17 protein-coding genes are annotated in these 14,659 nt (G+C 58.0%); 12 read left to right on the top strand and 5 right to left on the bottom strand.

Translation table 11 applies throughout. From position 1 onward, the window contains the following. Positions 1-3: 3 nt before the first annotated feature. Positions 4-546 carry a DUF2937 family protein gene (locus AC0ZWN_RS05420; protein ID WP_007911321.1) on the top strand — a complete coding sequence of 181 codons (543 nt, stop codon included), beginning with the start codon at positions 4-6 and terminating at the stop codon, positions 544-546. Between the two features lie 125 nt (positions 547-671). On the opposite strand, the gene AC0ZWN_RS05425 is transcribed toward AC0ZWN_RS05420, so the two are convergent. Then, positions 672-1,586, bottom strand: coding sequence for a LysR family transcriptional regulator (locus AC0ZWN_RS05425; protein WP_476334307.1), 915 nt, complete (start codon positions 1,584-1,586; stop codon positions 672-674). Positions 1,587-1,745: 159 nt separating this feature from the next. Between AC0ZWN_RS05425 and AC0ZWN_RS05430 the strand changes: the two genes are divergently transcribed. From AC0ZWN_RS05430 to AC0ZWN_RS05450, 5 genes are all read left to right on the top strand, one after another. After that, positions 1,746-3,032 carry an MFS transporter gene (locus AC0ZWN_RS05430; protein ID WP_034153180.1) on the top strand — a complete coding sequence of 429 codons (1,287 nt, stop codon included), beginning with the start codon at positions 1,746-1,748 and terminating at the stop codon, positions 3,030-3,032. 62 nt (positions 3,033-3,094) lie between these two features. After that, positions 3,095-3,847 carry a 5-oxoprolinase subunit PxpA gene (locus AC0ZWN_RS05435; protein WP_476334308.1) on the top strand — a complete coding sequence of 251 codons (753 nt, stop codon included), beginning with the start codon at positions 3,095-3,097 and terminating at the stop codon, positions 3,845-3,847. Then, a complete protein-coding gene (locus tag AC0ZWN_RS05440) occupies positions 3,844-4,548 on the top strand; it encodes a 5-oxoprolinase subunit B family protein (RefSeq protein WP_476334309.1) in 705 nt (234 codons plus the stop codon). The genes AC0ZWN_RS05435 and AC0ZWN_RS05440 overlap by 4 nt, the downstream gene beginning before the upstream one ends. Next, positions 4,545-5,462 (top strand): 5-oxoprolinase subunit C family protein, encoded by a 918-nt coding sequence (locus AC0ZWN_RS05445; RefSeq protein WP_476334310.1) that lies wholly within the window; start codon positions 4,545-4,547, stop codon positions 5,460-5,462. The genes AC0ZWN_RS05440 and AC0ZWN_RS05445 overlap by 4 nt, the downstream gene beginning before the upstream one ends. 118 nt (positions 5,463-5,580) lie before the next feature. Then, positions 5,581-6,129 carry a hypothetical protein gene (locus tag AC0ZWN_RS05450; RefSeq protein ID WP_476334311.1) on the top strand — a complete coding sequence of 183 codons (549 nt, stop codon included), beginning with the start codon at positions 5,581-5,583 and terminating at the stop codon, positions 6,127-6,129. A 63-nt stretch (positions 6,130-6,192) separates the two neighbouring features. Here the strand turns inward: AC0ZWN_RS05450 and AC0ZWN_RS05455 are convergent, their stop codons facing one another. Beyond that, positions 6,193-7,371 (bottom strand): vWA domain-containing protein, encoded by a 1,179-nt coding sequence (locus tag AC0ZWN_RS05455; protein ID WP_007956512.1) that lies wholly within the window; start codon positions 7,369-7,371, stop codon positions 6,193-6,195. A 25-nt stretch (positions 7,372-7,396) separates the two neighbouring features. Next, positions 7,397-8,242, bottom strand: coding sequence for an AAA family ATPase (locus AC0ZWN_RS05460; RefSeq protein ID WP_025110627.1), 846 nt, complete (start codon positions 8,240-8,242; stop codon positions 7,397-7,399). A gap of 200 nt (positions 8,243-8,442) precedes the next feature. Here AC0ZWN_RS05460 and AC0ZWN_RS05465 point away from each other — a divergent pair, with 200 nt between their 5' ends. Beyond that, on the top strand, positions 8,443-8,673 hold the full coding sequence (locus AC0ZWN_RS05465) for a DUF4160 domain-containing protein (protein ID WP_093438180.1): 231 nt from the start codon (positions 8,443-8,445) through the stop codon (positions 8,671-8,673). Further along, positions 8,661-9,158 carry a helix-turn-helix domain-containing protein gene (locus AC0ZWN_RS05470; protein WP_093438176.1) on the top strand — a complete coding sequence of 166 codons (498 nt, stop codon included), beginning with the start codon at positions 8,661-8,663 and terminating at the stop codon, positions 9,156-9,158. The genes AC0ZWN_RS05465 and AC0ZWN_RS05470 overlap by 13 nt, the downstream gene beginning before the upstream one ends. On the opposite strand, the gene AC0ZWN_RS05475 is transcribed toward AC0ZWN_RS05470, so the two are convergent. After that, entirely contained in the window at positions 9,155-10,231 is a 1,077-nt protein-coding gene (locus AC0ZWN_RS05475; protein WP_093438171.1) for a DUF748 domain-containing protein, read from the bottom strand. The genes AC0ZWN_RS05470 and AC0ZWN_RS05475 overlap by 4 nt on opposite strands. Positions 10,232-10,358: 127 nt before the next feature. Here AC0ZWN_RS05475 and cysK point away from each other — a divergent pair, with 127 nt between their 5' ends. Then, positions 10,359-11,333 (top strand): cysteine synthase A, encoded by a 975-nt coding sequence (gene cysK, locus AC0ZWN_RS05480; protein WP_007911289.1) that lies wholly within the window; start codon positions 10,359-10,361, stop codon positions 11,331-11,333. 184 nt (positions 11,334-11,517) lie between these two features. Further along, on the top strand, positions 11,518-12,456 hold the full coding sequence (locus AC0ZWN_RS05485; protein ID WP_476334312.1) for an aspartyl/asparaginyl beta-hydroxylase domain-containing protein: 939 nt from the start codon (positions 11,518-11,520) through the stop codon (positions 12,454-12,456). 270 nt (positions 12,457-12,726) lie between these two features. Here the strand turns inward: AC0ZWN_RS05485 and AC0ZWN_RS05490 are convergent, their stop codons facing one another. Then, a complete protein-coding gene (locus AC0ZWN_RS05490; RefSeq protein WP_476334328.1) occupies positions 12,727-13,260 on the bottom strand; it encodes a hypothetical protein in 534 nt (177 codons plus the stop codon). Positions 13,261-13,450: 190 nt separating this feature from the next. Between AC0ZWN_RS05490 and AC0ZWN_RS05495 the strand changes: the two genes are divergently transcribed. Further along, positions 13,451-13,615 (top strand): hypothetical protein, encoded by a 165-nt coding sequence (locus tag AC0ZWN_RS05495; RefSeq protein ID WP_476334313.1) that lies wholly within the window; start codon positions 13,451-13,453, stop codon positions 13,613-13,615. A 95-nt stretch (positions 13,616-13,710) separates the two neighbouring features. Further along, positions 13,711-14,574: a DMT family transporter gene (locus AC0ZWN_RS05500; protein WP_476334314.1), complete on the top strand. Its 864-nt coding sequence runs from the start codon at positions 13,711-13,713 to the stop codon at positions 14,572-14,574. Positions 14,575-14,659 lie beyond the last annotated feature (85 nt).

Genomic DNA, 14,659 nt, shown 5'->3' on the forward strand with positions numbered 1-14,659 from the left:
CCCATGTTGCTCAGTTATGTACGGCTGGTGTTGTTTGCGGCGGGCCTGTTGATCGGTGTCCAGGTGCCAGGCTTCATCAACGATTACGCGAAACGCGTGGAGGCGCACCTGATCGAGGCGCAGACCGGCCTGCGCGGTTTTCAGGGCACTGCCGAGCAGTTTTTCAAGGGCGATATGCAGGCGCTGGTCGCGCATTATCGCGCCAGTGAAGACCCGGTATTTCGCAGCGATGCCGACAGCCTGAGCACCTTGCTCAGCCGCCAGATTGCGCTGGACAAGCAGTTCCAGGCGATGCAAGGCCCGTGGTACATCCGCTTTCTGCAAGTGGTGTTGGCCGCTGATCCGGACATTCGCAAGGAAACCTGGAATGGCTACAGCTACCAGATCCTGCTGACGCCGGAAGCGATGATCTGGGGCATGAGCGGCGCGTTGCTGCTGTCGTTCGGCATCGAGTGCCTGTTCCGCTTGATCGATTGGGTCGTGCTCGGTGGCCGCCGCCTGCGCCAGAGCCGGCCGATCGAAGATCGTGACGTGCGCGGTCTCTGAGATCAGCGCAGCAAGGATCGTTCCCACGCTCTGCGTGGGAATGCCTCAACAGACGCTCCGCGTTCGGCTTTTGGAAGGGACGCGGAGCGTCCCGGGCGGCATTCCCACGCGGAGCGTGGGAATGATCACGGTGTGAGGGTGATGTAACCATCACCGACTTTCTGCGCATACCCCGCCAACACTTGCTGACACAACGTCACAATCTCCTCGACCCACTCAACCCCCACCCGCCACGACACCACCACCTGTAAATTCGGTGGCCGTTGATCAATCGCCAACAAGATCAATTCCCCCCGCGCCAATTCCTCAGCCACCAGCACCGGTGGCAACACGCCAATACCAAACCCATCGCGCAACAACCGCGTGATCGCCGACACTGAATTCACGCAATTCAAACGCGGCGCCATCACGCCGTTCGCCTGCATCAACGCCAGCAGGTCCTGATGCGGCCGGGAGTTTTTCGAGTAGGTAATGATCCGTTCCTGGGCCAGTTCGGCGAGGTCGGCGTAGTCGCGGTTGTAGATCGAATTACTGGCGACAATCCAGCCCAGCGGATGACTGGCCAGCTCCAGGCTGCGCACGCTTTCATGACGGATCAGATCGGTTTGCAGAACGATGTCGAGAAAGCCTTTTTGCAGTTGATCGCAGAGGTTCAGCGAGGTATCCGCCACCAGCTCGATTTCCACCCGCGGATACAGCTCGGTCATCTGCGCCACCAACGGGCTGAGCCAAGTGTGAATTACCGTGTCCATCACGCCGATGCGCACCCGGCCGACTTTGCTCGAGCGGGTTTCGATCGATTGCTTGAGCGCCGACATCGTGTCGAGCATTTGCTCGGCATATTCCAGCACTTTCAAGCCTTCGGGCGTCAGGCTGACGCCGCGCGAATCGCGCAGAAACAGCTTCACCCCCAGCTCGCCTTCCAGCACCGCAATGCGGCTGGAGATCGACGCCTGAGTGGTGAATAGCTTGTCGGCGGTCAGGCGAAAACTCTTCAGTCGGGCGACCCAGACAAAGGTCTCGAGAAACTTCAGGTTCATGGGCAAGGCTCGGGTGACAAATTTTTCTTATGGCTAAGGCGGGTTTTTATTCGTTGGACGCAGCAGGGCCGCGCGACGAAAAATCGACGCATCCGGTCCCCACGATAGGCGTCGTCGGGGCTACGAACAAGACCAATAAAAAACCTGCGGAGATAAGCCATGCGTGCTCCCGACACCCTAGAAGTCCCCAAGGCAACGGCGCGTCCGGGGCCGTTCGACTGGTATCGCAACATCAACCAGCAGGAGCGTCGCACGTTCTGGAGCTGCAAGATCGGCTACGGTCTGGACGGCATGGACACGCAGATGCTCAGCTTCGTCGTGCCGACACTGATCGCGATGTGGGGCATCACCACCGGCGAAGCAGGACTGATTCACACCAGCACATTGATCGCTTCGGCCATCGGCGGTTGGGTTGCGGGGATTCTCTCTGACCGCATCGGCCGTGTACGCACCTTGCAACTCACCGTGCTGTGGTTCGCCTTCTTCACCTTTCTCTGCGGCTTCGCGCAAAACTACGAACAACTGTTGATCGCACGTACCTTGATGGGCTTCGGTTTCGGCGGCGAGTGGACCGCCGGCGCGGTGCTGATCGGCGAGGTGATCCGCGCCAAGGACCGAGGCAAAGCGGTGGGCATGGTGCAATCCGGTTGGGCGCTGGGTTGGGGGCTGACGGCGATTTTGTATGCGCTGCTGTTCTCGGTGTTGCCGCCGGAAGACGCCTGGCGCGCCTTGTTCATCCTCGGCATCGTGCCGGCGATTTTCGTGATTTTCGTCCGTCGTCTGGTCAAGGATCCGGAGATCTATCGCGAGGCCAAGGCCCAACAAACGCCGGAGACTCAGTCGAAGTTCTACGAGATCTTCGCCCCCGGCATGCTCTTCACCACGTTTCGCGCTTCACTGCTGACCACCGGCGCGCTGGGCGGCTATTACGCGATCACTTCCTGGCTGCCGACCTTCCTGAAAAACGAACGCGGCTTGAGCGTGCTGGGCACGGGGGGTTATCTGGCGATGGTGATTGTCGGTTCCTACGTCGGCTATGTGATCAGCGCCTATCTGACTGACCTGCTGGGGCGGAAAAAGAACTTCATCCTCTTCGCTGTCGGTTCGTTCACCATCGTTCTGCTCTATACGCAACTGCCGGTGAGCAACGGCGTGATGCTATGGCTGGGCTTCCCGCTGGGCTTCTTTGCCTCGGGGATTTTCAGCGGCATGGGCGCATTTCTGACCGAGCTGTTCCCTACGCGAATTCGCGGTTCGGGGCAGGGCTTTTGCTACAACATCGGTCGGGCGCTGGCTGCCCTGTTTCCGCTGCTGATCGGCCTGCTCAGCCAGAAGGTGCCGTTGAGCGTCGGCATTGGCGCCTTCGCGGCGGTGTCCTACGGCGTGGTGATTATCGCGGCACTGAGTCTGCCGGAAACCCGTGGCAAGCAACTCGATGCGCAGTAACTGATAACCTGCAAAGCAAAGTCCTACAGATAAAAAGAAAAGCACCTACAGGAGTGTTCACCGTGAGCCGCCTGCTATTGAATTGCGACATAGGCGAGAGCTTCGGCAGTTGGACCATGGGTCTGGACGCCGAAATCATGCCCTTCATCGATTGCGCCAACGTGGCCTGTGGTTTCCACGCGGGTGATCCGAGCATCATGCGCAAGACCGTCAGCCTGGCCCTGAGCCATGGTGTGCAAATCGGTGCACACCCGGCCTATCAGGATCTGGTCGGTTTCGGTCGCCGCTCCATGGCGTACTCCGCGCAAGAGCTGCAAGACATCCTGCATTACCAGATCGGCGCTCTCGACGGCATTTGCAAAGCCCAGGGTGGCCGTGTCAGTTACGTCAAACCCCATGGCGCGATGTACAACGACATGATGGCCAACCCGGCACAATTGCGTGCGGTGATTCAGGCGGTGGCCGCTTACGACCGCAGCCTGCCGCTGATGCTGATGGCCACCCGCGACAACGCCGCCGCGCAGCAGATCGGCGATGAGTATGGCGTGATCCTGTGGTTCGAAGCTTTCGCCGACCGCGCTTACGACAGTGCCGGCAAACTGGTTTCACGACAATTACCGGGCGCGGTGCATCACGACCCGGAAAAAATCATTGAACAAGCCCTGACCATTGCCCGTGGCGACAACCTCACCGCCAGCGACGGCAGCGCCTTGCGCCTGCACGCCAATACCCTCTGCGTGCACGGTGATAACGCCAGTTCGGTGGCCGCCGTGCAGCGCATTCGCGAGGCCCTGAATCAGCAGAGTGCCTCATGAATCCAAGGATTGAAGTGGTGGCGCTGGATTGCCTGATGCTGCGTCTGTTTGATGAGATCGCCGAAGCCAACATGCCGTGGATGCTCGCTGCCAGTGAGCGTTTGCGCGGGGCATTCGGCGCGCAACTGATCGATCTGGTGCCGTCCTATACGACGTTGATGGTGCATTACGATCTGACTGCACTGAGCCCGAGTCAGGCGCGGAAATTGATTGCCGAGGCGTTGATCGACCTGTCGCCGAATGCGCGAACTGGCGGTCAATGTCATGTGTTGCCGGTCTGGTATGACCTCAGCGTCGGGCCAGAATTGAGCCTGCTCGCCGAGCGTAGTGGGCTGGCAGTGGAGGAGGTGATCCGTCGTCACAGCGGACGTGAATATCAGGTATTCGCCCTGGGTTTCGCACCGGGGTTCGCCTTTATGGGGCTGGTCGAAGAGGTTCTGGCGGCGCCACGTCTTAACACACCGCGCAAGAAAGTCGCTGCGGGCAGTGTCGGCATTGCCGAGCGCCAAACCGCTGCGTACCCCGTGGTCTCGCCCGGTGGCTGGAACCTGATCGGCCGCACTCCGGCGAAACTGTTCGATCGCACACGGGATGGCTACAGCCTGATGCAACCGGGCGACACCGTGCGATTCGAGGCGGTCGGTCATGCCGAGTTCATCAATCTGGGCGGCGATGACACACCACTGGAGGCGCTGGCATGAGCCGACTGAGGATTGAAGCGAGTACACCGCTGTGCCTGTTGCAGGACGCGGGCCGTTTCGGCGTGCGGCATCTGGGCGTGACCCAGGGCGGCGCGGCAGACTGGTGTTCGATGAGTTGGGCCAACTGGCTGCTCGGCAATGAACTGGACGCAGCGGTGATCGAAATCACCCTCGGCGGCCTGGCCGTGGTGGCCGAAGAGGAGTGTTGGCTGGCCTTGGCCGGTGCGGATCTTGCCGCACGGATCGACGGGCAGCCGCTGGCGCCGTGGCGCAGTTTCAAGTTGGGCAAAGGGCAGACGTTGCAACTCACTCAACCGTTGCTTGGTGCCCGGGCTTATCTGGCCGCGCCCGGCGGTTTTCAAGCACCGCAGGTCTTGGGCAGTAGCGCCACGGTTGTCCGCGAAGAACTCGGTGGACTTGATGGCATGGGCTTACCGTTGGCGAAAGGGGCGGTGCTGAGTTATTGCGGTGAATCGCGGCTGCTGCGGGAAGTGCCTTTGCCGTTGCAGCCGGATCTGAAATCGAATGCACCGCTGGATCTGGTACTCGGCGCGCAGATCGGCCAGTTCAGCGGACAGAGCCTGTTTGATGTGTTTAACACGACCTGGGCTGTGGACAGTCGCGCTGATCGCATGGGCATTCGCTTGTTGGGCAGCGCCTTGCACTATCAGGGGCAACCGATGATTTCCGAAGGCATTCCGCTCGGTGCGGTGCAAGTGCCGCCGGACGGGCAGCCGATCGTCTTGCTCAATGATCGCCAGACCATTGGTGGTTATCCACGGTTGGGTGCGTTGACGCCGTTGGCGCTGGCGAGGCTGGCGCAGCGTCTGCCGGGTGACAAGGTGCGCTTCACACCGGTCATGCAAGAGCGTGCATGGCAAGACCATATCAACTACCTGAAGTCCTACTTGTAATTGACCGCATTTCGGACTGAAGACCGAGACGTTTCCTGACACTTTGGTAAGTCGCCCGACATCACGCGTCGAGAGGGTGTGGAACTATCGGTCTTCATCTTTTACAAGGAAGTTACAGATGCGTTTTATGAAAGTGATGGCCCAGTCAGAGGGCGAGTGTGCGAACCGTGTCGATGGGCACATTGTCGGGTTTTATGAGGATGTGGGCAGCGTGCCGGTTTATCAGGCGAGCATCGATCGTTTCTACAATGTGCAACGACTGGACGCCGAACATGCCGGTAATCAGGACATCGTTGCGCGTATCGATACATTCATGTCCACCGCAACGGTCGACATGATGCGAATGTTTCACTGGAATCACCGCACAGAGGCAAGCGGTCAATCCACGGAACTGATTGCCGAGGGGGAAGGCTGCGAAACGGAGGCGATCCGGGTCAGGTTTCGTTTTCTGTCGCCAGAGGGCGAGATGAAGAGTGAAATGACCCTGAGTTCTGAAACGGATATTGAAAAAACTCGCAGGGTAGAGTTGGAAAGCGGTGGGGTGAAAGTGGTCGCCAAAGGGAAGAAAAAACGTCGCGGGCAAAAAACTGCCTCAGTCGGGCCGGCGATTCAGGACACCGTTTTTATGGACAGGCTCTGCAAGGCCTATCTCGCATCAGGTTGGTAAAACGGCCACCGATTCCGTACGGAATTGAGCGTTCCCACGCTCACGTGGGAACCCCTCTGGCCGTTATTTCGACAAAAACCGCATCCCTTCCTCAAGCCCGCGCAACGTCAACGGATACATCTGATCCTCGATCAGATCCCGCACGATATTGGTCGACGAGGTATAGCCCCAGGTGTCTTTCGGGTACGGATTGATCCAGATGAGCTTTTTGTACTTCTCCATGAAGCGCTGCATCCACACGTAACCCGGCTCTTCGTTCCAGTGCTCGACACTGCCGCCGGCCTGGGTGATTTCATACGGCGCCATGGCGGCGTCACCGATGAAGATCACTTTGTAGTCGGCGCCGTACTTGTGCAGCAGGTCCTGGGTCGAAGTGCGTTCCGAGGTGCGGCGCATATTGTTCTTCCACACCGATTCATAAATGAAGTTGTGGAAGTAGAAATACTCCAGATGCTTGAACTCGGTCTTGCAGGCCGAGAACAGTTCCTCGCAGATCTTCACGTGCGCGTCCATCGAGCCGCCGATGTCGAACAGCAACAACAACTTCACCGTGTTGCGCCGTTCCGGGCGCATCTGAATATTCAGCAGACCGGCGTCCTTGGCGGTGTGGTCGATGGTGCCGTCGATGTCCAGCTCTTCTGCTGCGCCTTGGCGGGCGAATTTGCGCAGTCGGCGCAGGGCGACTTTGATGTTGCGCGTGCCCAATTCCACCGAATCATCGAGGTTCTTGTACTCGCGCTGATCCCAGACTTTCACGGCTTTGCCCTGGCGCTTGCCAGCATCGCCGACCCGAATGCCTTCCGGGTTGAAGCCACCGGAGCCGAACGGGCTAGTGCCGCCAGTGCCAATCCATTTGTTGCCGCCGGCGTGGCGCTCCTTCTGTTCCTCCAGACGCTTTTTGAACTCTTCGATGAGCTTGTCCAGGCCACCAAGGGACTGGATCTGAGCACGTTCCTCATCCGTCAGCGAACGCTCGAACTCCTTGCGCAGCCAGTCTTCGGGAATCAATGCCTGCAAGTGATCGTCGAGCTTTTCCAGGCCATTGAAGTAGGCGCCGAACGCGCGGTCGAACTTGTCGAAATGGCGTTCGTCCTTCACCAGAATCGCCCGCGACAAGTAATAGAACTCGTCCATGTCGGCGAAGGTCACGCGCTGTTTCAGCGCGTTGATCAGGTCGAGCAGCTCACGCACCGACACCGGCACCTTGGCTGCACGCATTTCATTGAAGAGGTTGAGCAGCATAACGATGGCCCCTGCTTACAAGTGCTTAGCGAGAGCCGCGACGGCTCATGAACGCCAGGCGCTCAAGCAATTGCACGTCCTGTTCGTTCTTCACCAAAGCACCGGCCAGTGGCGGAATCGCCTTGGTTGGATCGCGCTCACGCAGCACCGCTTCGCCGATGTTGTCGGCCATCAGCAGCTTCAGCCAGTCCACCAGCTCCGAGGTCGACGGCTTCTTCTTCAGGCCCGGCACCTTGCGCACGTCGAAGAACACGTCCAGCGCTTCGCTGACCAGATCCTTCTTGATGTCCGGGTAGTGCACGTCGACGATTTTTTGCAGGGTGGTACGGTCGGGGAAGGCGATGTAGTGGAAGAAGCAGCGGCGCAGGAAGGCGTCCGGCAGCTCTTTCTCGTTGTTGGAGGTAATGATGATGATCGGGCGTTTTTTCGCCTTGATGGTCTCGTCGATTTCGTAAACGTAGAACTCCATCTTATCGAGTTCTTGCAGCAGGTCGTTGGGGAACTCGATGTCGGCCTTGTCGATTTCGTCGATCAGCAAAATGACCCGCTCCTCGGACTCGAAAGCCTCCCAGAGCTTGCCCTTCTTCAGGTAATTGCGCACGTCGTGGACTTTTTCGTTGCCCAATTGCGAGTCGCGCAGACGGCTGACCGCATCGTATTCGTAGAGACCCTGATGGGCCTTGGTGGTGGACTTGATGTGCCAGGTGATCAACTTGGCGCCGAACGATTCGGCCAGTTGCTCGGCGAGCATGGTCTTGCCGGTGCCCGGCTCGCCCTTGACCAGCAGCGGCCGTTCCAGGGTGATGGCGGCGTTGACTGCCAGCTTCAGGTCATCGGTGGCGACGTAGGCCTGGGTGCCTTCGAACTTCATCTGCTAATCCTCGAACGGTAACGCCGACCTGACGGGCAGGGCGGGGGCGAAATAATCGGATGCCCGACTATAACGCGCAGCCCGGTCGACTGTGAACGCAGACGGCTTATTCAGTCTCTGAATGGGGCGTCACATGTTGACTCAGTCTCGGCCGATGGCCAGTATTCAGGTATCGCCGATTTGGCGATAGCCTCTCGGGCATGACGACTAAATACCGATTTCGCGACAAATACCGCATTCAGTTGCGCGAGAAGGATCACCCGCCGCCCCATGTTCACCTCATCGGTGGCGGCGTGGAAGTGATGCTGAGCCTTGAAACCGTTGAGGTCATGACGGGCAAGGCGCCGCCACTGATTATCAAGGAAGCGCTGGCGTGGGTTGCGACTCATCGGGTGCAACTGTTGGAGGACTGGAAACGATGTTACCCATGAAAAGACCTCGCCTGTCAGCAGTGCAGGCACTGTCAGATTTTCGATTGGCACTGACCTTCATTGATGGACAGGAACTGACACTTGATCTCGGACGGGATATTAAAGCTTATCCAGGGCTGCAACCATTGCTCGATCCCGAGGTGTTTTTGACTGCGACTCTGGACGACTACGGCTGGACTGTCGAATGGCTTGAACCCGATATTCAGATTGGTGCAGACACACTTTATATGGATGCGCTGGCCCAAAACGCAGCCGATGAAAACACGCGAATCTTCATCAACTGGCGAGCCCGAACCGGGCTGTCTCTTAATCAGGCTGCCGAGGCACTGGGTGTCAGTGCTCGCAGCATCAGTCGCTACAGTAATGGTCGCGAGGCAGTCCCGCGTTCACTGGCGCTGGCTTGTCTGGGCTGGGATTCACTGCAACAAGGCTCAACTCTGGCCGCAGAGGAGTCTGGTCGCTATACCGTCAACCGCAAAAGCTAACCCGCATCCGGCTTCGGCCGCTCATACCGGGCGTTGAACGCCTGTATGAATCCATTGCGCAAAATCTGCAAAAACGCTTCGAACGCGCTGATGTTTTGCTGATGCACGTTACCGCTGAGTTCGACCTTGGTGGCGAACTGGTTTTTCGCCTGATTCTTCAGCACGGTTTCCGAGCCGCCGACGATGGCTTCCCAGACCGAGCGGAAGATGCTTTTGTTCTTGTTTTCCACGTCCTGCTGCCAGTTGAACACTTCGACATCGCGCAGCAGCGGTTTGATGTAGCCGTTGACCTGGGCTTTTTTGGCTTGGGCTTCGATCACCACGTCACCGTGGCCTGCGTTGAAGTCGAACTTGCCGTAGGCCGAGGCGAAGTCGTTCATGCTCTTGAGTTCGATGTCTTTGGCGCGCAGGCGGAACTGGAAGTCTTCAAAATTGCTCAGCGGGTCGAAGGTGGCAGTGGTTTCCAGTGGCGCATGCCCGAGCAAAAGCGCTTTGCCTTCGAAACGCGCGTCACGTTTGCCCTGATTGTCGACCACGTTGGTCAGGTTGTAGATGCTGGCCTCGACGTTGGTGGCGTTCATATTGACCGGTGGCTTGGAGTTGAAATTGCGGAAAGTGATTTTGCCTTCGTGAATCTGGACCTCGTCGAGGGTAATCGGCAGCAATTTGCCCAGTTGTGCGCGCCAGTCGGTGCCTTGACCGGTTTGAGAGTTCTGCTTGTTGGCACCGCCGTCGACGAAGTTAATCTCAGGTTTGACGAATTTCACCTGGGCTACGACGGCATGGTCATACCACAGCGAATGCCAGCTGACCGCCAGATCGATCAGCGGAGCATTGACGAACGGCACCGGTACCTTGCCGTCGACCTTGACGATCTTCAGTCCATTGATCTTGTAGGCGCCGCGCCATAGGGCGAGGTCGACATCAGTGATCTGGCCCCGATAGTCACCCATGTCCGCCAGTTTGCCGTTCAGGTAGTCGCGCACCATGTAAGGCAGGGCGATGTGCAGTGCGATCAGCAGCACAACGACGACGGCGAAAATCCCTAGTGGCCAACTGTAGCGACGCTTCATGACGGCAATTCCCTGACGATGTAAGCGATTGACTGTTACGTCGCGCAGACGTTCGACCCGACTGGACTGTGATGGGCAACAGGCATACCTTGGAAGGCTGAATTCAACGCTGCATAAGGACCCAGCCATGAGCCGTATTTTTGCTGACAACGCCCATTCCATCGGTAATACGCCGCTGGTGCAGATCAACCGCATCGCACCGCGTGGCGTGACCATTCTGGCCAAGATCGAGGGGCGCAACCCCGGTTATTCGGTCAAGTGCCGGATCGGCGCCAACATGATCTGGGACGCCGAAAGCAGCGGCAAACTGAAGCCGGGCATGACCATTGTCGAACCGACGTCGGGCAACACGGGGATCGGTCTGGCCTTTGTTGCCGCGGCCCGTGGGTACAAGTTGATGCTGACCATGCCGGCCTCGATGAGCATCGAACGCCGTAAAGTCCTCAAGGCTCTGGGCGCCGAACTGGTGTTGACCGAGCCGGCCAAGGGCATGAAAGGCGCAATCGAGAAGGCGGCCGAAATCGTTGCCAGCGATGCCGACAAATATTTCATGCCGGCGCAGTTCGATAACCCGGCCAACCCCGCCATTCACGAAAAGACCACCGGTCCGGAAATCTGGAACGACACTGACGGTGCCGTCGATGTACTGGTAGCGGGCGTCGGCACCGGCGGAACCATCACCGGCGTTTCGCGGTATATCAAGAATACCCAGGGCAAACCGATTCTTTCGGTGGCCGTGGAGCCGATGTCGTCGCCGGTGATCACCCAGGCGCTGGCGGGTGAAGAAATCAAACCGAGCCCGCACAAGATTCAGGGGATCGGTGCCGGCTTTGTGCCGAAGAACCTGGATCTGTCGATGGTCGACCGGGTCGAGCAAGTCACCGACGAAGAGTCCAAGGCCATGGCCCTGCGCTTGATGCAGGAAGAGGGGATTCTATGCGGCATCTCCTGCGGTGCAGCGATGGCAGTCGCGGTGCGTTTGGCGGAGACGCCGGAGATGCAGGGCAAGACTATCGTGGTGATTCTGCCCGACTCCGGCGAGCGTTATCTGTCGAGCATGCTGTTCAGCGATCTGTTCACTGAGCAGGAGACTCAGCAGTAATCCAGTTGATTCAGATCAGCCGGGGTTCAGGATCGTTATGCTAATAAATGCTTTGTTGCGCAATTCTTAACACTGAATCTTGTGTAAGGCGGGTTTTGCCCGGCGCCGGTAGTGTTTATCATGGCCGGCTGCCATGCCGGGTAAAGGGCATTGCGCAGCGTTGTCTTTATTCAAGGAGTCGTTGATGACCTTTTCGTTAGCCGCCAAGGTATTGGTGCTGCTGCTGTTCGTGGGCAGCATCCTCTATGTGCATTTGCGCGGCAAGGCGCGTTTGCCGGTTCTGCGCCAGTTCGTCAACCACTCGGCGCTGTTCGCTCCGTACAACGCCCTGATGTACCTGTTCTCCGGCGTGCCGTCCAAGCCGTACCTGGATCGCAGCAAATTTCCGGAACTGGACGTGCTGCGCGACAATTGGGAAACCATTCGCGACGAGGCCATGCACCTGTTCGATGAGGGTTATATTCGCGCGGCAGAAAAGAACAACGACGCCGGCTTCGGCTCGTTCTTCAAGAAGGGCTGGAAACGTTTCTACCTCAAGTGGTACGACAAACCGCTGCCATCGGCCGAAACCCTGTGCCCGAAAACCGTGGCGCTGGTCAGTGCGATTCCCAACGTCAAAGGCGCAATGTTCGCGCTGTTGCCGGGTGGCAGCCACTTGAACCCGCACCGCGATCCGTTCGCCGGCTCGCTGCGTTATCACCTCGGCTTGTCGACGCCGAACTCCGACGATTGCCGGATCTTTGTTGATGGTCAGGTTTATGCCTGGCGTGACGGTGAAGACGTAATGTTCGACGAGACCTACGTGCATTGGGTCAAGAATGAAACCGAGAAGACCCGCGTGATCCTGTTCTGCGACGTCGAGCGTCCGCTGAGCAACCGCCTCATGACCCGCATCAACCGCTCCATCAGCGCCTGGCTCGGCCGTGCCACTGCACCGCAGAACCTTGATGATGAACGCGTCGGCGGGATCAACCAGGCCTACGCCTGGAGCAAGAGCTTCAGTGACAAGTTCAGTGGCGTGGTCAAACAGTGGAAACGCCGTCATCCGAAAGCCTACCGCGTGATGCGGCCGGTGCTGGCGGTGGTGGTATTGACGTTGTTGGGGTATTGGCTGTTTGGCTGAGGCTGGATATTGTAGAAAAACCGCTCCTTGTGAGCGGTTTTTTTATGAAGAGAAGGTGAATGAGGCGCCAGCGAGGACGCCTCCTGGCTCTTCCGCGGCTGGATTCACCAATGCTTCTCTGATTCGGTGCAACTCCCGTTCAGATAACTTTGCGGAAGAGCGTTTTCTATCAGCTTTTATCGATCTGGCGCCTGGCGCCTTTTTTTCAACGGCAGCCTTCATGGTGCCTCCGGCATTGATCATTAAATGAGCAGTTGTCCGATACTAGTCTTACCAAATTAGCTTCACAAGCCTGCCCTCCGAATCGAATTCGAAACCCAGTTGCCGGTACAGGGAAATCACTCCAGGGAGAGGTTCCTGAATTTCAATTTGGGTACTGCCGATGATTCGCGCGAAGTGAGTCACGGTGGTCAAAGCAAATGTCGCTACTCGGCTTTTGAGAGGGTGATCGTTATCGGGCTTTCCTTCCAGGCGCACAATTTTCACTCGCAACCGGCTCTGATTAGGGTTTGCAAAGCAAAGTCCGCATAACTCCTGATCAAACCAGATTGCCAAATCGAAGCTCAGTGGTTCTTTGGCCTTCCACCTGACAACATCTTGCCAAGAGAAATGAGGATCAAACCACGCTTCATAGGCACTCAGCGCTTGAGCATCGATTGCTTCGAAACGAACTCTGGAGTGATCAACATCCACTATCCCTTGCAGCAACAAGTCTTTGTGCAGTTTTGCGAAAGTAACAGCAGCCTGTTGTCGAGCCTGTGATTTGTAGACCTGGTAGCGCAAATACGTCCGTTCCCTTGGCATGTGATCCTGTGCATTCCTTGTCCCCCATGGTTGGGTGTCTCGATTGCAATCCAGCCTATTCACCTTGCGGCCAACTGTCCTTGCTGGCCCTTTGTCCAAATCATTGCAATCCATGTCGCCCGCTGGTTATAGTCGGCGCTCGTGAGCCCCCATGGCTCACCTTCCAACCCTTCAAAAAAGATCTGCGCCAATGCCTGCATCCCTCAGCAACGCGGTAGTCGATTCAGCGGTCAACGCTGGCGTCGTGCCGTGCGGGAATCAGCAGCCCAAGCAGATCAGTCATTACCCCCCACCTGTCAGTTGCACGCCGGTGTGCGCAGTCGTATCACCGCCGGGCGTTGGCGTTTCGGGCTGATCGGCAGTTTCTGCTGACCCCTGCGCCCGCCAGAAAAACCTACTGAATTTCAGCTTCGGCTGAGTTGGCTTCTTGCCTGACTACAGGTGGTATTCATGTTTGTCCTGTCGAAAAAATCCGCGCTCGCGGCCGCGTCCACGAGCCTGTTCGTTCTGCTGTGGAGCAGCGGCGCGATCTTCTCCAAATGGGGGCTGGCCCACGCGTCACCATTTGCCTTTCTGCTAATTCGCTTCGCGATTGCCTTGAGCGGCCTCTTGTTGTTGGCGCCGCTGCTCAAGCTCAAGTTGCCCAAGGGCGGCAAACCAATGCTGTTTGCGATCGCCACCGGTGTGGTGTTGTTGGGGGCGTATCAGATTTTCTATCTGCTGGCGCTCAACACCAAAGTCACCCCTGGGGTGATGGCGACCATCATGGGTGTGCAGCCGATTCTCACCGTGGTCTTGATGGAGCGGCAGCGCTCGGCGAGCCGGATGTTTGGTCTGGCCTTGGGGTTGGCGGGGCTGATCATGGTGGTTTACCAAGGCATCGGTTTGGCCGGGATGTCCTTGGCGGGGATGCTGTTTGGTCTGCTGGCGCTGGCGAGTATGACGCTGGGCTCGATCATGCAGAAACGCATCACCGACAATCCTCTCGGTACGCTGCCGGTGCAGTACTTGGCCGGTCTGTTGTTGTGCGGGATTTTCGTGCCGTTCCAGCCGTTCCACTTTGAGCACAGCACCGGTTTTATCGTGCCGGTGTTGTGGATGGGACTCGTGGTGTCGGTGCTGGCGACGCTGTTGCTGTATCGGTTGATCGCGCGGGGCAATCTGGTCAATGTCACCAGCCTGTTCTACCTGGTGCCGGCGGTGACGGCAGTGATGGACTATCTGATTTTCGGCAATCGCCTGGCGGCGTTGAGTGTGCTGGGGATGCTGTTGATCATTGTCGGTCTGGCGTTTGTGTTCCGTAAAACCAGCTAACAGATCGTCAGGTGGCGGCTTTTAGGCCGCCGATCGCAAGCAGGCTCACTCCTACAGAGGAACGCATTCCAATTGTAGGAGTGAG

Source organism: Pseudomonas sp. 3B-A001-10F, from assembly GCF_056313565.1.